Annotated in this window: 14 protein-coding genes; 5 read left to right on the plus strand and 9 right to left on the minus strand. The window is 54.5% G+C overall.

Going from position 1 to position 14,755, the window contains the following annotated elements:
• The first annotated feature begins 96 nt into the window (after positions 1-96).
• Genes K5L82_RS12955 through K5L82_RS12965 form a run of 3 tightly spaced genes read left to right on the plus strand, consistent with a single transcriptional unit; the run spans position 97 to position 3,017 of the window.
• Positions 97-1,233: a lytic murein transglycosylase gene (locus tag K5L82_RS12955; RefSeq protein WP_262492654.1), complete on the plus strand. Its 1,137-nt coding sequence runs from the start codon at positions 97-99 to the stop codon at positions 1,231-1,233.
• Between the two features lie 60 nt (positions 1,234-1,293).
• Positions 1,294-2,322 (plus strand): metal-dependent hydrolase, encoded by a 1,029-nt coding sequence (locus tag K5L82_RS12960; RefSeq protein WP_223134427.1) that lies wholly within the window; start codon positions 1,294-1,296, stop codon positions 2,320-2,322.
• Positions 2,322-3,017: a pseudouridine synthase gene (locus K5L82_RS12965; RefSeq protein ID WP_133007193.1), complete on the plus strand. Its 696-nt coding sequence runs from the start codon at positions 2,322-2,324 to the stop codon at positions 3,015-3,017. Before K5L82_RS12960 ends, K5L82_RS12965 begins: the two co-directional genes overlap by 1 nt.
• On the opposite strand, the gene K5L82_RS12970 is transcribed toward K5L82_RS12965, so the two are convergent.
• Positions 3,004-3,885, minus strand: a complete 882-nt coding sequence (locus K5L82_RS12970) for a serine hydrolase (protein ID WP_223134428.1) — start codon at positions 3,883-3,885, stop codon at positions 3,004-3,006. The two genes, K5L82_RS12965 and K5L82_RS12970, sit on opposite strands and share 14 nt — an antisense overlap.
• Positions 3,886-4,078: 193 nt before the next feature.
• Here K5L82_RS12970 and K5L82_RS12975 point away from each other — a divergent pair, with 193 nt between their 5' ends.
• Positions 4,079-4,708, plus strand: coding sequence for an HPP family protein (locus K5L82_RS12975; RefSeq protein ID WP_133007191.1), 630 nt, complete (start codon positions 4,079-4,081; stop codon positions 4,706-4,708).
• A 4-nt stretch (positions 4,709-4,712) separates the two neighbouring features.
• Here K5L82_RS12975 and K5L82_RS12980 read toward each other — a convergent pair whose 3' ends face one another.
• The 7 genes from K5L82_RS12980 to cysZ form a co-directional block, all read right to left on the minus strand.
• Complete coding sequence (locus K5L82_RS12980; protein ID WP_223134429.1) at positions 4,713-5,003, minus strand: type VI secretion system PAAR protein; 291 nt, start codon at positions 5,001-5,003, stop codon at positions 4,713-4,715.
• A gap of 110 nt (positions 5,004-5,113) precedes the next feature.
• Positions 5,114-5,725: a Yip1 family protein gene (locus tag K5L82_RS12985; RefSeq protein ID WP_133007189.1), complete on the minus strand. Its 612-nt coding sequence runs from the start codon at positions 5,723-5,725 to the stop codon at positions 5,114-5,116.
• Between the two features lie 262 nt (positions 5,726-5,987).
• Positions 5,988-6,194: a cold-shock protein gene (locus tag K5L82_RS12990; protein WP_058341996.1), complete on the minus strand. Its 207-nt coding sequence runs from the start codon at positions 6,192-6,194 to the stop codon at positions 5,988-5,990.
• Between the two features lie 263 nt (positions 6,195-6,457).
• Positions 6,458-6,838 carry a fluoride efflux transporter CrcB gene (crcB, locus tag K5L82_RS12995; protein WP_133007188.1) on the minus strand — a complete coding sequence of 127 codons (381 nt, stop codon included), beginning with the start codon at positions 6,836-6,838 and terminating at the stop codon, positions 6,458-6,460.
• A 14-nt stretch (positions 6,839-6,852) separates the two neighbouring features.
• Positions 6,853-9,300: an acyl-CoA dehydrogenase gene (locus tag K5L82_RS13000; RefSeq protein ID WP_223134430.1), complete on the minus strand. Its 2,448-nt coding sequence runs from the start codon at positions 9,298-9,300 to the stop codon at positions 6,853-6,855.
• 138 nt (positions 9,301-9,438) lie between these two features.
• Complete coding sequence (rapA, locus tag K5L82_RS13005; RefSeq protein ID WP_223134431.1) at positions 9,439-12,303, minus strand: RNA polymerase-associated protein RapA; 2,865 nt, start codon at positions 12,301-12,303, stop codon at positions 9,439-9,441.
• A 17-nt stretch (positions 12,304-12,320) separates the two neighbouring features.
• Positions 12,321-13,070 (minus strand): sulfate transporter CysZ, encoded by a 750-nt coding sequence (gene cysZ, locus K5L82_RS13010; RefSeq protein ID WP_133007185.1) that lies wholly within the window; start codon positions 13,068-13,070, stop codon positions 12,321-12,323.
• Positions 13,071-13,165: 95 nt separating this feature from the next.
• Between cysZ and K5L82_RS13015 the strand changes: the two genes are divergently transcribed.
• A complete protein-coding gene (locus K5L82_RS13015; RefSeq protein ID WP_223134432.1) occupies positions 13,166-13,546 on the plus strand; it encodes a VanZ family protein in 381 nt (126 codons plus the stop codon).
• A gap of 483 nt (positions 13,547-14,029) precedes the next feature.
• Here K5L82_RS13015 and K5L82_RS13020 read toward each other — a convergent pair whose 3' ends face one another.
• Entirely contained in the window at positions 14,030-14,689 is a 660-nt protein-coding gene (locus tag K5L82_RS13020; protein ID WP_223134433.1) for a 50S ribosomal protein L11 methyltransferase, read from the minus strand.
• Positions 14,690-14,755: the final 66 nt, after the last annotated feature.

Consider the following 14,755-nt stretch of genomic DNA (forward strand, 5'->3'; position numbering starts at 1 on the left):
ACACGGACGACAATACGGCGTGCAATTACCGCTTTAACCCTCTCGGCTCTGTCACTTACCGCGCAGGCAGATACAGAGTCAGCCGGCCAGCCTAAAATGACGGAAACAGCCTTCGCTGAGTGCAAAGAAACGCTGCACGCTAAAGCGATTCAAGGGGGCGTAAGCGAAGACACGGCAACATCGGTATTGGCAGAGGTTGAGTATCTGGAACGCGTGATTGAACTGGATCGCCGCCAGCCCGAGTTCACCACCACCTTCGCGGACTACTTCAACCGCAGAGTCAACGAAGCTCGTATCACCAAAGGCCGAGAACTGCTCAAGGAGCACCACGACCTGCTTGCACGCGTAACCGATGAAACCGGCGTACCCGCACCCTACCTTCTGGCATTTTGGGGCCTTGAAACCAATTTCGGCAGCTATTTCGGGAAAATGCAGGTACCCAGCGCCTTGGCCACCCTGGCCTGCGACCCTCGGCGCACCACTTTTTTTACAAAGCAGTTTGTTGCCGCGCTTCAGATCATCGACGAAGGCGCTATCCCACTTGAACAGATGGAAGGCTCTTGGGCTGGCGCCATGGGCCATGTGCAATTCATGCCGACGGTCTTTTTGAAGCATGCGGTTGATGCCGATGGTGACGGCCGAAGAGATCTCTGGAATAGCCTTCCGGATGCCATGATGTCCGCAGGCCACTTTCTTCAATCCATGGGCTGGGACGGCGATTATCGTTGGGGGCGCGAAGTGTCGATTCCACGTGACTTCGATTTCAATCTGGCCGATGGCCGCCGACTGCCACTGAGCCAATGGAACCAGCTGGGCATCACCGACATTTACGGTCACGCTCTTGCTGACGAACCCATCAACGCGTCGTTAGTGGTTCCGGCGGGACATCAGGGCCCCGCCTTTTTGGCGTACAAAAACTTCCGCGTCATCATGGGCTGGAACCGCTCAGAGTTCTACGCCATCTCGGTTGGCCATCTTGCCGACCGGATTGCCGGGGCCGGCGGGTTAGAGAACCCACCGCCGGAAAACCAGCCTGCGTTGTCACGGGACCAAGTGATCCAGCTTCAGGAAACCCTGAGCGACGAAGGTTACCCCAGCGGGAAAGCCGACGGCATCCTGGGCTCCAACACCCGCAAAGCCATTCGCGCTTTCCAGAAAGCTGAAGGCATGATTGCCGATGGCTTTCCCTCGGCGCAGTTGCTCCAAAAGCTCGAGATAGCGACTAACGGCTGAACTCCTGAATGAATCCGCGCATAATATCGGCATCTTCAGCAACGACGTTATCCGGACGCCATGGACTCAATCACTCAAATAGCTTTAGGCGCATCTATTGCTGGCGCTGTAGCGGGCAAAACCCTTGGCCGGTCAGCATTGCTGACCGGCGCGGTTCTGGGCACTCTGCCCGATTTGGATGTACTGATTGACTACGGCACCGCGGTAGCAAACTTTACCCAACACCGCGGTTTTAGCCATTCGATGTTGGTGTTGGCCCCCTTGTCATTGCTGATTGCATGGGGATTGTCGCGCTGGCAACCGAAGTTGTCATACCCGCGCTGGCTGACGCTAGTGGGGTTGGTGCTGCTTACCCACCCGCTGCTCGATGCCTTTACCACCTACGGCACCCAATTGTTCTGGCCATTCGGCAGGCCGCTTGCCGTCAATAGTATCTTCATCATTGACCCACTTTACACCCTGCCCTTACTGTTTGGATGTGTGGCGTTTCTCATTCGCCCCCCTGCGTCAAAAGCCCTCGCACTGGGCTTGGTGCTCTCATCGCTGTATCTGGGGTGGAGCGTTAGCGCTCAGCACTTGATCACCGAGAGGATCAAGCCGGCCCTTGCCGACGCCGGTTTCGACGATGCGGCCTTAATGGTACAGCCGATGCCATTCAATACGGTACTGTGGCGGGTCACAGCCATCACCAATGAGATGCGCGTGGAAATCGTAACCGGCTTTTTCGACGGGGATAATGATCTAACGCTGGAGAGGTTCGTTCGTGACCCAAAACTCACCCAGTCAGTTTCCAATCTCCCGGAAGCCCAACGGCTGGAATGGTTTACCGACGGATTTCTTCATTACGAGCTTAACCGAGGGCGGATAACCGCGACCGATATCCGCTTAGGCATACCTGGCGCACACCCATTCACCTTTGCATTGGCCGAAGTTCAGGGCTCAGACCTAACCGCACTTCCCAGTGGCCAACTCCCGCGACCCGCCCTAAATCCGGATGCCCTGCCGGTGCTTTGGTCTCGGCTCACCGGCAAAACACCCGCCCTTTGTCTTCGTACCCTCAGTGCGCCTCTGGAAGGGGGAACCTGTTAATGCGGCTGGATCAATACCTTGCCACCAGCACCGAGCTCTCGCGTAAAGATGCCAAGAAAGCCATCACAAAAGGCCGGGTGCGTGTCGATGGCACGGTTGTCCAATCAGCCAATATGCAGACCTCGAACGAGGCAGTCGTCGAACTGGACGGCTCCGAGCTTCATTTACCGGGTGAAATCTACTTGATGATGAATAAACCCGATGGCGTCATCAGCGCCACCAATGATAGCAGTCAGCCTACGGCCGTTGATCTGCTTCCTTCCCAGTTGGCCTCGAAGGTGCACATTGCGGGTCGTCTGGATAAAGACACCACCGGCCTGTTACTGCTGACAAGTGACGGCCAGTGGTCACACCAAGTCACCTCCCCCCGGCGGGATTGCCCAAAGACCTATCAGGTTTTGTTGGCAGAGCCGCTTTCAAGCGAGGCCAAAGTGAAGCTGGAAACCGGCGTGCTGCTCAAAGACGAAGAGAAACTCACGCTACCGGCAACCGTGGTCATGTGTTCAGACTCAAAAATTGAGCTGACCATAAACGAAGGCCGGTATCATCAGGTCAAACGGATGCTGGCTGCGACCGGCAATCACGTAAAGGGACTGCACCGTTTGCAAATCGGTGAAATCACACTGGACCCGGCATTGGAGCCGGGCCAATACCGGGAGCTAACCGAAGAAGAACTTCGTTCTATTGCCCGTTAGGTTCGCCTAAGGCAGCGTTCTTTTCCTGCTCATAACGCTTAGCAGCCTTCGCGACCGAACCTGGCTCGCCTGTCGCCAACCATCGTTTAATGCGACCGGCATCCCCCATCGGGGAGCGGGTACCCAACGAATCCAGCAACACGGTAATCACACCTTTTCCGTCCATCTCGGACACCATGACCAAACACCGCCCGGCCTCTTTGAGATAGCCGGTCTTACTCAGGCTCACTCCCCATCGCTCACTGTGCACCAGGGAATTCGTATTGCCATAAGACAAGTTATAACGGGGCTTTCGGAACTCGGCCTGAAAATACCCGCTGGTAGAATACTCACGAATTTGCGGATGTTTTAACGCAGCCTTTGCCAACAATATAAGGTCAGCGGCCGACGAGATATTTTGCGCCGACAACCCCGTGGGATCAACAAACCGGGTATTGGTCATACCTAAGACTCTGGCTTTCCGATTCATCGCTTCAACAAAGCCATCAAAGCCTTTCGGGAATGCTCGGGCCAGGGTATAAGCTGCGAAGTTCTCAGAGGCCATCAGAGCGATCCGCAAAACATCCTTCCGGCGCAACTGAGAGCCGATTCGAATGCGAGTCCAGGCATTTGCGGCCGCGGGCCGGTGCCGCTCTTCGAATGTCAGCCATTCGTTCATATTCAAACCTGATTCCACAACGACCAAGGCCGTCATCAGTTTGGTGACAGAAGCGACAGGTACGGGCCGGTCCGCGAACTTATCTACCAATAAACTGCTGTCATCGACCAGAGAAACCGCAGCACTCGCGGAAGCCAGGCTGGGAGCCTCAAAGGTTTTACCATGGCTCGCAAACGACACCAGAACAAGTAACAACAACCACGATCTCATGAAACAACCCATACCCCTATGAACCCGTCTTTTGCACCATCTAAAGGGTGGCTACTATATCAATGCTGACGTGTTGGCGCAGTCTCGGGGTAGGGTTATTCATAACCCCCTTAAGCGTTATCGGAAATCCTTGTTTGTTTTGATTTTCGACAAGCCGTACTATTGCGCACCCTTTTGGTGCAATGGAATAAGCATGGGTATTCGTAATGAAAGGTTGCGCTGGCAACTCGCCACTGGGCTGCTGAAAGCGCTTCATCTGGAAAATCTGGCACAAAAATACAGTCGTACAACTGTGTTGGCCGGCTTCAACCTTATTAATGGCGGTCTCAGTATTGCGCTGGTGTCGTTTGTCGCTCTGGTTACTCAGGAAGCCTTCATCTTCCCGTCCTTGGGTGCGACTGCCTTTATCCTTTTTTACGTCCCCATGGCTCAACCCGCGTCACCTAAGAACACGTTGTGTGGTCATTTGATTGGTGCGTTAATGGGTTTGCTGAGTCTTTATCTGTTTGGCCTGCAAGAACAGTCGTCGGCATTTCTGACAGGCGTAGATCTGCCTCGTGTCGGTGCAGCGGCGCTGTCGCTCGGATTAACAGGATGCTTGATGGTGTTGTTTAATGTTGCGCACCCACCCGCGGGTGCAACGGCATTGATCGTATCTTTAGGATTAATGCCAAACCCTGCCCAGCTTCCTGTCCTGATGGCAGGCGTCGCCTTGTTGATCGCTCATGCTTTTGCCATGAACCGGCTAGCGGGCATTCCTTACCCGCTTTGGTCAACAAAAGCCGGATCGTCCGCACCCGCAGCATCGTCGGTGGCGCAGTAAACCGTCAATTGCCGATGAGAACGGTGCCGCTACCGACGGTTACGCCCCCACAGGACACGGCGCTGCCGGTGATTGCGGCTGGCTGCCCATTGATCATGACGGTCGCCGAGCCTGCTGCAATTGCCCGGGGATGGGGAGGATGTTTAGGCTTAGAGTGGGGCGCTAAAGGATCACCTAGCCGGGCAACGGGTTTGCCATCAACCAAGACATCTGGAGAACCTGCAATAACGGGTGTTGGCGGAAAGCCGGCGTGATCCATGCCGAGATCACCCAATAGGACAATCGGCTTACTCATTATCTGATTCCTTTCAAAATTGAGTGTTAGGCCATCATCCTATAACGATTCCTGCCCCAACCCAAGCAAGCACTTCCGTCCTTAGAGGTGCCGCACACTACAAATCAAAATCAACCGCTGATGAAAACCGGACCGGCTCCTAAGTTCCATAGAATAACCGAACCACCTCGTGTCGAAACCAGGATCACTAAGGCAACCGTTAACAACGCTCCGCCGTACATGACGGCCCGATCCTTCTCGATGCCCATAACGATGGGTAGGCCATCGTACATCAACCAAGCACTGTAAGCGGCAGCCGCCAAAAAGACAAAGGCGTTAAACCATGGAACGGGATACAGCAGAGCAAAGCCTGCCAGAAACATAGGGGTACAAGAGTAGGCAGCCAGTGCCACACCATTGGAAGGTACGTATTCTTCTTTCGCACCATAAGTTTTAGCCATCCAGTTAATGGCATAACCCAGCGCGAACACACCGACCAACATCGCTACATAGGTTAGAACACTCAACTGTAAGGCACTGATTTCGGTTAGCTTGATCAAACGCTCGTTGCCGATCGTCCAACCGAAGTGAGCAGTGGAGATATAGGCGCAGATTGGCGCAATGGCGGCTAATGCCAGCACATAGGCCACGTAGAGCTTCATCGGACTTTCATGTTCTTTACGTATCGATGCCCATTCCTCGCCAGGATGGGTAAAGAGACCGAACGCATGAGACAGCAGCATAAACTACCCCGCATTTTACTGTTGTTAGTATCGGGACACACGGCACCCGAGATTACTCAAGCTTTCTGCCGTTTGTAGTCTTAACTATAGTCAAGAACCGCGGGCGCAACAGGCGCATTTGATTCTATTTAGTTCATAGCCGTGCGCGGTCAGATCATTTGGTTCTTTGCAGCCGACGCGACATCGATTTTTTTCTCTTTCCTTGGAAACGCAAAAAGGCAGCCGAAGCTGCCTTTTTATGTTGTGCCTGAATCTTTACAGATTACAGAGGAACAACGTTCTCCGCCTGAGGACCTTTCTGGCCCTGAGTCACGGTGAACTCTACCTGCTGGCCTTCGGCCAGAGTCTTGAATCCTGAGCCTTGAATGGCGCTGTAGTGAACAAATACGTCCGGGCCGCCTTCACGAGTGATAAAACCAAAACCTTTAGCTTCGTTGAAGAACTTAACAGTACCGGTAACAGTAGACATACGTAAACTTCCTGAAATCAATCATTTTATCTGCTGCCACACACCATTCTGGTGCTGATCAGCGTGTATACGGAAAAACTGAACTCGCGGGATCAAAAACAGGACGGCACTACTAACTGCGGAGGTACGTCTTATTCATGAACTGCTTTGCTAATCTTTCCTTCAGTAAACACTCTACTCTGGAATATCGGGCTTGCCAAGAGTCTTCGTGAGATTTTGTGTAGGTAAAGATATACGGGCAGAAAACGGCCTATTTTCTGGCGTTAGCCTTTAAGCAAAGCGAAGGTCCAGAAGCCAAAAGCGGTCATTAATATGGAGCCCATCACGTGCAACAAGATGCCGGCCAAGGCTACCGCCCATTTACCTTCCTGAAGCGCTCCAAACATTTCCAGAGAAAAGGTTGAGAAGGTCGTCAAGGCACCGCACAAACCGGTAATAGCAAACAAACGCCATTCCGGTGCCAGCGCACTGTTATGAGTGAAAAAGCCAATCAATACGCCGACAAGCCAGCCACCAACCAGGTTGGCGGCCAAGGTACCCCAAGGTACGGCATGATAAGACCCATTGAGCCAAAGCCCCAATACCCAACGAAGGTTGGCGCCAATCACGGCGCCAACACTCACGGCAAGGGCAGACAACCACATCTCGGCTTAATTCCTCAAGCCGGGTTGTGGTCGATAAGAGTGTCCTTGTTACGGGCAAACTCATCGAACGGGAAGTCATCTACGGTCAACATTTCAAGCACCAGCGACTCATACTCCCGCATGAAGTCGGCTTCTTCCTGGGTGAACACCTCTGCTTTAAGAGCCGCTTCGAAACGCTCTTCCGGATGCAAGGCCGTCATGGGCAGCTCACCTTTGGCGTAGGCTTTAGTGGCCTTCCGGTACAGCTGCTCCGCTTTGTCGTAATCCTTCAGGAGATGGTTGTACTGGGCCACAGGATTTGGCACCTCGCCTTCTCCGTCAGTGGTCCAGGCACCCGCCAGCAACTTGTTGCGCAACGGCGTATCTTTGGAGATGGCTTGAGCCAGCGTCCGGGTCAGCTTGTCGTTCGGCTCCGCCCAGCAACGGCCAAGCGGCAGAGTGATCACCCGCAACGCCATCGCCACCGGTCGATTTGGCAAGTTCTTGAGGAACTCATCCAGCGCGGCTTCCGTACGGTTCAACAGCAAGATCATGCTGTATTCCATCAACTCTTTTTCGCCTTCAGCCGGCTGCCCTTCATGCCAATTCTTCAGCACCATGGATCCGAGGTACAAGTTCGCCAGCATGTCGCCCAATCGAGCCGACAACAGCTCACGCATTTTCAGCTCGCCACCTAACGTGGACATCGCTGCATCGGCACAAAGCCCAAACGCAGAGCTGAAGCGCGCCAACGCTTGAGCGTATTTACTGGAAGCACTGTCGAGGGGCACATCCGCTTTACCGATACCAAAGGCTTGAGTAAAGGCACGAGCGGCGTTTCCGAAGATCAACCCGGCATGACCAAAGAAGGCTTCATCGAAGGCCTTCAAATCATCGTTGTCTTTGGCTGCCAGCTCTTTAAGAACATACGGGTGGCAACGAATGGCACCCTGCCCGAAGATCATCAGGCTGCGGGTCATGATGTTGGCACCCTCCACCGTGATCGACACCGGCATGCCGCTGTAGCCAATGCCCAGATAGTTGCGGGGCCCCAGTGTGACCGCTTTACCACCGTGTACGTCCATGGCGTCAGTCAGAATGTCGCGTTGGAATTCGGTCAGGTGATATTTCAGGATGGCAGACGGCACTGCCGGTTTCTCACCCCTATCAATCATGTTCGCCGTGTGATTAACCGCAGATTGTGCGATGTAGGTCTTACTGGCAATTCGCGCAAGAGGTGCCTGCACGCCTTCCATTTCAGCCACTGGGGTATTGAACTGGCGGCGAACACGGGTAAAGCCGCCTGCGGTACCAACCGAGTAGGCAGCCGCACCGGCCGCTCCGGATGGCAGCGTGATACAACGACCGACCGACAGACATTCAACCAGCATACGCCAGCCTTGGCCTGCCATTTCCTGACCACCAATGATGAAGTCCAGTGGGATGAAGACATCTTTACCTTTGATTGGCCCGTTCATGAACGGCGCACCAATCGGGCAATGGCGACGGCCAATTTCCATGCCATCGGTATCACGAGGAATCAACGCACAGGTAATGCCGTGATCTTCGGTTTCACCCAACAAACCATCGGGGTCGAACATTCGGAACGCCAAGCCAACCACCGTGGCCACCGGAGCCAAGGTAATCCAGCGTTTCTCGAAGTTGAGGCGGATACCCAGCACTTCTTTCCCGTCAACTTCCTGTTTGCACACAATACCGGTGTCAGGCAACGACGTAGCATCAGAGCCGGCACGAGGGCCGGTCAAACCGAAGCAGGGAATCTCGCGACCATCGGCCAGACGCGGCAGATAATGTTTTTTCTGTTCTTCCGTACCGTACTTCAGCAACAATTCGCCCGGCCCAAGAGAGTTTGGCACACCGACGGTCACCATCAACATTTCATTGGCAGCCAACTTCTGCAGCACGGCCGTCTGTGCTTTCGCGGAGAATCCCAAGCCGCCGTATTCTTTCGGGATAATCATGCCGAAAAACTTTTCTTTCTTCAGAAAATCCCACAGTTCTTTGGGCAGATCTGCACGCTCAACGGCCAGATCCCACGCATTACACATGCTCACGGCTTGCGTGCACTGGCTATCCACGAAGGCCTGTTCTTCTTCATTCAAACCACTGTGGCGATTAATCAGCAGGTTGTGCCAATCCGGGCGACCGGTGAACAGCTCACCGTCCCAGCTTACTGTGCCGGCTTCCAAAGCGACCTTCTCGGTCTCCGAGACTTTGGGAGCGACCTTTTTGAACGTAGCAAACACCCGCGGTGTCAGCCAATTGATGCGGAATTGCGGCAAACCAGCGGCTGCGGTGATGGCGGCACCAACGAACAGCACCAAACTTAGCCAGCCGGAGCCAACAAAAAGGGATAACACGCCCACGACCAACATCACGCCAATAGCGTGTTTGGCACCCGACTCTCGACGCATTACAAAGAGCAAGCCGGCTAGTGCCGCCAGGAAAAGAATCAAGGTCATTTTAGGTTCTCTCTGTCTTCCATGGATTAAAGCCTTTGTCGTATTGACCCAAGGCTCTGGCTAATGATTCGTCTATTCAACTTACCTTAACAGGTGTGCTTGCGCTAGATAACCACGAGAGCAAATTCACGGTTTAGGTCACGATGTGACAATCACTCGAATGCCTTCCAACGCCAAGCTGGCATGACCTACGGCTTCGCGCGCTGCGGCCAACTGGTCACGCAGGAAGTCGATTTCCTCATCGCGGATCGCCGGGTTGACCTTTCGCAATGCTTCCAGGCGCCGGATTTCTGGCTCGAAACCCGCTTCAACCTGAGCAAGCGCCTGCTCTTTCAGCGGTGTCAGGTGCGGGTCAGACAGCCGCTCTGCGTGATCCACCATGGTTTCCACCTCAGCCCGGATCTTGGGCACGATAGCCTGTGCCGTACGCCGACGAATGTTCGAACACAATTCATTCAAACGGTCATGAGGCAAAGCCTTAGACAAATCACGACCATTAACGTCTACCACCAACCGCAGCGGCGACACCGGCAAGTAACGGGTCAATTGCAGGCTCTCAGGGGCCGGGCAATGCACAGCAAAAACCGCTTCCAGCAACAGAGTTCCCGGAGGCAGAGCTTTGACGGACAAATTAGCGAGTGCTGCCTTGCCCAAACCGGAACTGGTGACGGAGTCCATCACGCCCGTCACCATCGGGTGCTCCCAGCTTATGAACGCCATATCTTCACGCTGCAACGCCTGTTCGCGCTCCCAGGTCACCGTCAGGCCGTCTTCCGGTAGCTCAGAGACGTGGCCAGACTGGTACTGCTCACCGGGTTTAAGCACGTCTGCGTGTTCGCTGTGGTCTTCAATATCGACACCCAAAATATCGAAGGCCTGCACCATGTAATCGCGCACCTGCGCCGATCCTTCTTCTTTCTCGATCTCGGCGATCAGAGCTTCTGCCTCATTCCGGCGGCAGGAATTTAATTCGATCAGCGCATCCCGCCCGTTGTGCAACAGTGTTTTCAAGCGCTTGGTTTCGTCGGCGCTGGCCGCCAGCAACGGCTCCAGTGTTGCCTGATCTCCGTCGAGGGCCTTCTGCCAATCGTTACTGACGTGTTCATGTACCGCAACGCCCACGGCACAGCTTTCCGCAAAGGCATTCAGGCCGTCCTCGAACCAACGGTACTGAACTTCCTGGCTGGTGCCCTGCAGATAGGGGATATGAATCTTGATAGCTTCGGTCTGACCAATGCGGTCCAAACGGCCAATCCGCTGTTCCAACAAATCGGCGTTTGCCGGCAAATCAAACAACACAAGGTGATGGGCAAACTGGAAGTTTCGGCCTTCACTGCCAATTTCCGAACAGATCAGCGCTTGGGCCCCCTGCTCAGTATCTGCAAAGTAGGCCGAAGCACGATCCCGCTCGACTAGGCTCAAGTGCTCATGGAAGGCAGCACTACGGATGCCCGCCCGTAGCTGCAAATAGCTTTCCAGCGCCATGGCCGTATCGGCGCGAGCACAGATGACGACGACTTTCGCCGGGCGCAGGCTGGCCAGTTTTTTCTCCAGCCAGGCCACGCGTGGATCTTCCGCCAACCACTGCTCTTCCCCGGCTGTTTGCTCCGGTGTCAGCCCTGCATCGCCGTAACGGGTTTCTTCATAGAGTTTCGGGCAAGGTAGAGGTTCTGGCAGCGGCTGGCGTTCAGGGAAACCTTTAATCGCGGCACGGGTATTCCGGAACAACACTCGCCCGGTTCCGTGACGGTCCAGCAAAGCGTCGATAACTGCTTGATGCGACTCGCCCCGCTCCAGCAGTGCGCCCAGCTCATCGCCTAACCAGTTTGCCAAAGCTGCTTTATCATCCTCGGCAATTTGATCTGGCGATGCCTGCAAGCGCCGCACCACCGAGTTGATGGCTTCGTACTGCTGCTCTTCCGAACGAAACGCTTCCAAATCGTGGAAACGGGCCGGGTCCAGCAAGCGCAAGCGAGCAAAATGACTGGCTATCCCGACCTGTTCCGGGGTTGCGGTCAGCAACAACAGCCCTTTACTGGCCGTCGACAGTTCTTCCACCACTTCATATTCTGGGCTTGCTTGTTCTGGCGCCCACGCCAAGTGGTGAGCTTCGTCTACCACCATCAGGTCCCAACCCGCGGACAAAGCGTGGTCACGGGCCTTCTTGCTATTCACCAGGAAGTCCAGGCTGCAAAGAACCAGCTGGTCTGATTCAAACGGGTTTTCACCATCATCTTCGTCACCGAAAATGTGATTAACCAGCGCATCAACATCGTCTTCCTGAGCCTTGATGTCATCGTAACGACTTTGATCAACAATCGAGAACCGCAGGTTGAACCGACGAAGCATTTCTACCAACCACTGGTGCACCAATGAATCCGGCACCACAATCAACGCTCGGCGTGCCCGACCGGTATGCAACTGGTAGTGCAGAATGAGACCAGCCTCAATGGTTTTACCCAAACCCACTTCGTCTGCCAACAACACCCGTGGCGCGTGGCGACGAGCCACTTCATGGGCGATGTACAGCTGATGAGGCAAGTGTTGGGTACGAGCACCAATAAGCCCTTGAGCTGCAGAAGCCCGAAGCCGATCCTGATGCTCTAACGTGGACACCCGCAAACGGAAAGCGCCATTGCGATCGAACTGGCCGGCAAACAAACGCTGGTGAGGTGCCGAGAAGTTAACCGAACCCGCCAATTTTACTTCAGAAACCTGAACAATCTCATCGCCGTCATCGGCGTGATACATCAGAATCCCGCCCACTTCCTCCACGGCACGCACGGTATATTTGTTGCCATCAAAGGTTTCTATATCCTCACCCAGCTGATACACAATTCGCGAAAGAGGTGCGTTATCGATCGCGTATGTGCGTTCTTCATCAGCCGCAGGAAACCCCAGCGTGACTCGGCGACCGGAGATGTCGGTAACAATTCCCAACCCCAAAGCCGTATCACTGTGGCTAACCCAACGCTGACCGATGGCAAATTCCGATGTGTCCAAGAAACCTCCGCTAGAAATTACTGATGTTTTGAATCGTTTTCGCGAACCCAATAGGCGGTTGCGCCGCATACGGCGGCCGGCACAACAATCAGGTTCAGTATGGGCACCATGGCTGCCAGCGCGACCGGCAAGCCAAATCCCAGAGCCGACAGCCGGCTGGCCGCAAGATCTCTACGCAGCTTGGGGAAACTGACCTTGTGATTATCGGCGGGAAAATCCACGTACTGCAGGGCCATCATCCAGCTATTGAACAGGAACCACAGCACTGCTGCTGCCAGATTGACCACAGGGATCAGGCCGATGATGAACAACCCTAGAGCTCTGGGCAGGTAATAGGCTATTTTCTGCAGTTCGCGCCAGAGCGCCCGGGGAACGTCTTTCACGATCGCCGCCCAACTCCCCTCAGTGCTGACCTCTTGGCCGGTGAGATGTTTTTCCGTTAATTCGGCGAGATAGCCATAGAAAGGTGAGCCAATCAAATTGGCGATGATGACAAAACCGTAGGCCAGCATCAGCAAGATCACCACGCCATACAGTAGCCAGAACAGCCAGTCCAAAGCCTGCAACCAGGCCCAATCAGGCAGCCACGCCATAGCGCCGGCAATCATTACCGCAAATAATTCAGCCAGAAAGTAAAATAATAGTCCGAACAACAGAACGTTGATCACAAGTGGAATGATCACGAACAGCCTAAGGCCGGGTTGGCGAATCAGCCTGAACCCCTCTCCCAGGTAGCCCAGTCCTCGAAAAAAGTTTCCCTTGAGCATTGCTGGTGATCCTCCGCTGCCATGACAATAACGGGGCGCAAAGCATATCATGTCACGCACAATCCCACAGCCTGCAACTACATTCGGATTTACCTATGCGTCGTTTTTGGCAAACCCTGCATTCACTAATGCGCATGACACGGCTCTGGCAAGCGGTACTTTTTCTGTCCCTTGCCGCCATCTTGTATCTGGCGACGACCAACCAGAGCTACCCCATTCCGTCGTCCGCAAATGACAAGATCAATCACTTAATCGCTTTCGCCGAACTGACCATCGTCACGCGCCTAGCTTGGCCGCGCATCCGATTTTACTGGTACGCACCGGCTTTATTGGGCTTTGGCTTTATTCTTGAGGCGGTCCAGGCCACTCTGCCCTATCGAGATTTTTCTCTGGCCGATGTGCTGGCAGATGCTCTCGGCATCGCAGTCGGCATGTTGCCTTGGCCGGGTCTCCGGCGCATCCGGGCAACCACGTAGGACAACCCCTTACGAGCTTGTGCGATATATCTCACAAACTCGTAGGAACTTTCGGCTTCCTGACGTACGCAGCTCTTCACCGATCAGTCCGAAAAATGTGTAAGCCATTAATTTTACGTAACTATCACAAAAAACATCCTAAACAGGCCCAACTCTCCGTGCCGGGGTCACAGGTATGCAACAGAAGCCTTGGTATAGTGTTTCTCGTCAGGGATGACAGGGAAACGGACGACGCATTGGACGCACCCCCACAAGGATTGCGGGGAGAGGCAAGGACACATGGACGCCTCGCTTAAGGGAAACCAAATTGGATTGCTGGCTCGGATGCTGGCACCAGGGAAAGGCAAAGGATCCAGCAACATGGCTGTTGCTCACCGCGCAAGGACGCGCTATTTGTTCCGACTGTGAACTGCTCAGGATGGCGGTTCAGTACCTGTAAAGGGCGGCTCCCGAGTCGCCCTTTATTTTTTGTACTCCCGTCAGCTAGTGCTCACCATCTGCCAGATAAATCCGCACTTTATTAAACTCTTCAAACTCATTGAGATCAGGCCAGGTTCGCGCTTCCACTACGCCTTGACGCACATAATCCGCATTACCCAAATTCTTCACCCGGGAATCGGCCAACAGCACCTGCTTAGCCGCCGCTTGAAACGCCTCTAATAACGGCCTGTTCTCAGGGTCGTAAAGCACATCAGCAGCCGTAATTAGATCCAGGTGTTGAGGCCGGTTTGCCCAATCGTCACACAGCTCCACATTCACGCCGTTAAGGCCGGCATTCACGGCTGCCGCATCCAAGGCTGCGGGATCGATATCACACGCAATAGAACGGACGGCTCCCGCCCGCGCCGCCGCAACCGCAACCACTCCCGACCCCGAACCGAAATCCAACACTGTTTTCCCACGGACCAATTCAGGGTGATCAAGTATCCACTGCGCCAGTACCTGCCCGCTGGCCCAACAGAACGACCAATAAGCTGGCTCGGCAACAACCGCCTGCGCTTCATCATGGCTGAGCGGGCCTTCCAGTACAGAAGGATCAAACAGATAAAGCGGCATGCTCGGGCAACCTGCGGGGGCCGATTCGGCCACGCGCCCCCGGCTTAGGGTCTTACGGAGGTGCTGATTGAGATGTTCTGGCGTCATCATAGATCCTGATCAGGTGCATAAACGAGCGACATTGTATCCTTAGCCATGATGCCGGAATAATGG

Origin of the sequence: Marinobacter sp. AL4B, assembly GCF_019916045.1 — a bacterium.
Classification (GTDB): Bacteria; Pseudomonadota; Gammaproteobacteria; order Pseudomonadales; family Oleiphilaceae; genus Marinobacter.